Here is a 2,516-nt window from a genome sequence, read left to right as displayed (position 1 = left end):
TAATGGAAGTATCTCCATTTAAATCTCCTTCAATGTGCTTAAAAACTCATCCGCATCAACATACCCGTAAATCCTTGCAGTTTCAGTCAGGTTGGAGTCCAGAAAAACGATGGTTGGTGTTCCCACAATCTGGAACTCACCGGCCAGTTGAGGATACTCATTCACGTCAACGATAGTGACAATATAGTTAGCGTTCAACTCACCCTGAACATTCCTGTCGGTCAACACTTCACTTTTAAGCAGATCACAGTAATAGCAACTGTCCTGGTCGAAGACAAGCATGATGGTCTTATTCTCCACATCTGAAAGGTCAATTGCCTCAGTAACATTAGTGGTGGCGTTCAATCCTTCAACAATTTGACCATTGTCCATGGCATAAGCACAGGAGAGTGAAGCAGCCACTGCCAATACCAATATTGCAATTATAATGCCGCATTTCCTCATTTTTTTCACCTTTGAGTTTTAATAAGAATAATTTTAAATTTGTTTTTCTACCAATCCTTCAAGTCCCTTGAGGTCATATCCACATTCAATGGAGTCAGGCTTGGCCTTTTCTCAACAAGCAATGCATAACCGTCGCTGCCCTCATCGTACTGGCTGACAAGGTCAGGGGTGATCATGATTAAATCCTCACTGTCCTGGCCATCCTCAAGATTATAATGGAACAGTTCACCCTTTTCCCCATCAGTATTGTCAATTACCTTCTTGTCAAGCATCTTGTGTGAGAGATGGGTGACTTTAACCTCCTCTGACTCGTAATTGGATGGAACGTTCAAGTTGAAAAGGTCAACCCCTTCAGGAAATCCATCATCAATTATCTTCTCAACAATACTGTGCAGGACCTTCTTGGTGAGGGTGAAGTCATAGTCCACGAACCATTCCCCATTTTCATCCCTCTTGTATGATGTTTTAGGGTCCATGAATAGTGAAACCGCTATAGCCGGTATGCCCAGGCTGACCGCCTCAAAAGCGGCGCATACTGTTCCGGATGAGGTGATGTCGCTGCTTATGTTGACTCCCTGATTGATGCCTGTTATCACCAAATCGGGCTTGGTGTCCATAACGTACTCCGCACCGACAACCACTGAATCGGCTGGGCTTCCGGAAACCGAATATGCACTACTCCCATCATCCAGAGTGCAGGATTCAAGCTTCAAGTGCTTGAACAATGTCAATCGCCTGCCCACGCTGCTGTTATTCTCGTCAGGAGCAACGACAGTAACGTTGGCGAGGTCTTCAACAGCCTGCTTTGCAGCCAGGATGCCTGGTGCGAACACTCCATCATCATTAGATATTAAAATATTCATAGTATCCAAATCCTTTACAAAAATTTTATTAATAGTATATTTGAACCTAATGGTTTAAATAACCTTATTAGTAGCGTTTAACAAACTAATTAATATATTTCACCAAATCAATTAACTCGAGCAATTAACATGCAGGCAAAGGCACTAGACACCAAAACACGAAACATGATACTTGTACTCTTTCTTATAGGAGTGTTCATGGGCTCACTCGACACTGGAATCATAGGACCCGTATTGCCCTCAATTGAGCAGGGCTTCCACTTGACCAGCAGGGAATCAAGCTGGATATTCACATTGTTCGTAATCTTTTTCATGGTCGGCTCACCGGTGATGGCAAAATTCTCCGATTTCTACGGCAGGAAAAAGATTTTCATCCTTGACGTGCTACTGTTTGGAATCGGATCGTTTCTAATAGCATTCTCCCCAAATATCGAATTGATATTCATTGGAAGAATCATTCAGGGTTTCGGATGTGGAGGAATATTTCCTGTTGGCGGAGCATTCATAGGCGACGCTTTCCCTCTTGAAGAGCGCGGAAAAGCATTGGGAATATTGGGAAGCGTGTTCGGGATATCAGCCATCGGCGGACCGTTGGTTGGGGCGGCACTCATACCCTTCGGTTGGAACTGGTGCTTTACAATCAACCTTCCGATAAGCATTTTCCTGATAATTTTCGCATATCTCATTCTCCCAGACATGGAAGACAGCCGCAAAATGAAAATAGACTATCCTGGAATCATAATATTGAGCCTGCTTTCAATATTTCTTGCCTATGGCCTAAACCAGATTGATTCAAGCAATTTCCTGGCAAGTCTCACATCATTGAATGTGGCTCCGTTCCTCATAATATTCATTATCCTAATCCCTATTTTCCTTAAAATCGAAAACAGGGCTGAAGAGTCAATCGTTGCAATTCATATGCTTAAAAACCGGGAGATAAGAATAGCCTGCATTGAAACATTATCCTATGGAATCATATACTCATCAGTAATATTCGTGCCCTCACTGGTTATCCTCTCGATGGGAATGAACAATCAGCTTGCAAGCCTGATGCTGATACCTATCCTTGGAGCCAATGCCGTTGCGGCACCAGTTCTCGGTAAAATATTGGATTCGACAGGTTCCCGTAAGCTGATGATGATTGGTACAGTGATGTTGACCATCGGATTGATTGTAATCACAATATTCTCAGATAACATTATAATTTTC

3 protein-coding genes are annotated in these 2,516 nt (G+C 42.9%); 1 reads left to right on the top strand and 2 read right to left on the bottom strand.

The features are described 5' to 3' along the window. Window positions 1-18: 18 nt before the first annotated feature. Together QZU77_RS10785 and surE are read right to left on the bottom strand one after the other, a co-directional pair. Window positions 19-444 carry a thioredoxin family protein gene (locus QZU77_RS10785; RefSeq protein WP_295603989.1) on the bottom strand — a complete coding sequence of 142 codons (426 nt, stop codon included), beginning with the start codon at window positions 442-444 and terminating at the stop codon, window positions 19-21. Window positions 445-491: 47 nt separating this feature from the next. Beyond that, window positions 492-1,307 carry a 5'/3'-nucleotidase SurE gene (gene surE / locus QZU77_RS10780; protein WP_295603987.1) on the bottom strand — a complete coding sequence of 272 codons (816 nt, stop codon included), beginning with the start codon at window positions 1,305-1,307 and terminating at the stop codon, window positions 492-494. A gap of 129 nt (window positions 1,308-1,436) precedes the next feature. On the opposite strand from surE, the gene QZU77_RS10775 reads away from it, so the two are divergent. Further along, window positions 1,437-2,516 (top strand): MFS transporter (locus tag QZU77_RS10775; RefSeq protein WP_295603985.1); only part of this gene is annotated, 1,080 nt, incomplete at its 3' end.

Source organism: uncultured Methanobrevibacter sp., assembly GCF_902774605.1.
GTDB lineage: Archaea > Methanobacteriota > Methanobacteria > Methanobacteriales > Methanobacteriaceae > Methanocatella.
The sequence above is the reverse complement of the archived record's forward strand: the minus strand, read 5'-3'. Positions and strand labels throughout refer to the sequence as shown.